This is a genomic window from Bartonella bilalgolemi, from assembly GCF_023500045.1.
In the GTDB taxonomy this organism is placed as follows: domain Bacteria; phylum Pseudomonadota; class Alphaproteobacteria; order Rhizobiales; family Rhizobiaceae; genus Bartonella; species Bartonella bilalgolemii.
On record NZ_JAMCOF010000027.1, the window covers coordinates 1 to 2,067 of the forward strand.

Below are 2,067 nucleotides of genomic sequence, written 5' to 3' on the forward strand. Positions count from 1 at the left end.
GCGTCTTAAGGTTCAGCGTATTCATCGCAATGATGAACAGATTGAATCCATCAATCAAGCGGTTGAAACTTTTTTAGAGGAAATAGAACAAGAGATAAAACAGATTACAGCTCAAGCGGCTTAAAGTTATGGGGACGCTCCTGCTATTATCTCCCAGCGTCCCCGCCCATTTAATCCATATAAAAAAGAGAAAGGGAATGATATGATATTTGATGATGGCGATAGATATGTAACAACGCGTGAATGTGCACAGCTTTTTAGCATATCCACAACAATGATTCGCAATTGGGTGCTTCAAGGGTTGTTCCCTGAACCCTATAAGTTAGGTAGAGCAGTGAAATGGAGAAAAAAAGAGATTTTAGCATTTACTTCAAAGAAAAATAAGGAGCAAATAAGAACAAATTAGGTAAAATTGTACAAACTATAGAAGGTAGTTTAAAAACAGATAGTTAAAGAAGAAAATGGTGCCCAGACGCGGACTAGCTTATTTTAATAAAATCAATACGTTATATAAAAGTGAGGGAATTGTGTGGTTATTGATTTTGTTGAGTTTTTTTGGTTCTTATCCCTCATTTTTTTGGAGCTTTTTAATTGCTTCAAGAGCTAGCTTTTTACGATCAGCACTTCTTGTATAAAGAGATGCCATTTTATCTTCTGTCCACCCAAAAATTGCCTTAAGTTGTGAAACTGTTGCACCTGAATTTGCTGCGCGTGTTGCTGCTAATTTTCTCAAACCGTGCGCTGATTTTTTAATAGCCGCCGCATTACAGGATTCACGAAAGAGGTTGCCAAAACTTTCTTTGACAAGCTTATTTCCACCTTTCCCACAAATGAATGTTTCATTACCTATGGGGCCAATTTTAAGAGTTTCTGCGAGCTCTGGTAAAATAGGGAGAAAAACATCTGTTTGGAATTTGCTTTTCTCTGTTTTAAGATGAATGATGTTATCTTTCACATCTTTCCAACCAACTCGTACCGCATCACCACGACGCAAACCCGTGTAAAGAAGAACATCAATCCAAACACGCTCATGCGTACCATGAGGCCATGTGTGATAATATTTCTCAACATCTTTTTCTGTCCAAACAGCAAATCCGTCTTTGTTGTTGTAAGTTGGTCTTTTTACCCCTACTGTTGGATTGTTTTCTAAAAGACTTTGATCAATTGCCCAATTAAAAAGGCCATTAAGTGCTTTTAGAAAATTGTGAGCAGTTGTTATTTTTTCTTTGCGGCGTTCAACACCAGCTATAATATGTTTCTTTCCGATAGCTTTGTATGGAATATTTCCTATAGTATCACATACCTTCATAAAAATGAGTTCTCTTTGTCTTTTCGTACTTTTAGCGAGGCTATGCCAATGAATACTGTTAAAATACTGTTTGAGGAGCCATGCGAATGACCCTTCAATCAGTTTACCGATTTTAGGTTTAGGAGGTATTATACCGTGTAATTCAGCAAGCGCACTTTTATAGTTATCAACAAACTCTTGCGTTCCATAGGTTCCGCGCACTCTGATGCGTGGACCGTGATTAATACGCACATACCATACAATTTGACCATGCTGAGTAATTTGCTTCACAAGATGAGGAGGACGTGGTTTGGGCATGGCAGCATTATATTTTAGAGAGCAAAGTTTCGTAATATTCATCCTTTGACATATCGAATAATTTGTCTGGATTTGTTACTGTATTGGGTATGCCTATTCCTGGTTTGAGATAGATGAGGAGTTCCCCCGTAGGTTTGATTTCTATGAGTTCGCATCCTTGTTTTTTTGCTTCTCGTAAGGCACGAGCAATAGCTGGTTGTGTTATAGTAGGAAGGCGATGTGCCATGTTTTTTCTCCTTACATTGAGATGCAGCTTACCCGTGGCATGAAGCACGCTTGTATTTAAAAGTTTTGAGGAAAGGGTGGGGGTGCTGGGAGGAGAGAGCACCCCATAACTTTAAGCAGCTTGAGCTGTAATCTGTTTGATATCCTGTTCGATTTCTTCTAAAAAGGTTTCAACCGCTTGATTGATGGATTCAATCTGCTCATCATTGCGATGAATACGCTGAACCTTAAGACGT

3 protein-coding genes and 2 pseudogenes are annotated in these 2,067 nt (G+C 38.6%); 2 read left to right on the plus strand and 3 right to left on the minus strand.

Annotated elements, in window-relative coordinates; genetic code table 11:
* Positions 1–124, plus strand: a pseudogene (locus tag M4Z11_RS07290) (lambda exonuclease family protein); the annotation flags it as partial.
* A 78-nt stretch (positions 125–202) separates the two neighbouring features.
* Complete coding sequence (locus M4Z11_RS07295; RefSeq protein ID WP_249678026.1) at positions 203–406, plus strand: helix-turn-helix transcriptional regulator; 204 nt, start codon at positions 203–205, stop codon at positions 404–406.
* Between the two features lie 156 nt (positions 407–562).
* On the opposite strand, the gene M4Z11_RS07300 is transcribed toward M4Z11_RS07295, so the two are convergent.
* The 3 genes and pseudogenes from M4Z11_RS07300 to M4Z11_RS07310 all read right to left on the minus strand — a co-directional run.
* Entirely contained in the window at positions 563–1,606 is a 1,044-nt protein-coding gene (locus M4Z11_RS07300; RefSeq protein WP_249678029.1) for a tyrosine-type recombinase/integrase, read from the minus strand.
* Positions 1,607–1,613: 7 nt separating this feature from the next.
* Positions 1,614–1,832, minus strand: a complete 219-nt coding sequence (locus M4Z11_RS07305) for a hypothetical protein (protein ID WP_249678028.1) — start codon at positions 1,830–1,832, stop codon at positions 1,614–1,616.
* A 111-nt stretch (positions 1,833–1,943) separates the two neighbouring features.
* Positions 1,944–2,067 (minus strand): annotated as a pseudogene (locus M4Z11_RS07310) (lambda exonuclease family protein); the annotation flags it as partial.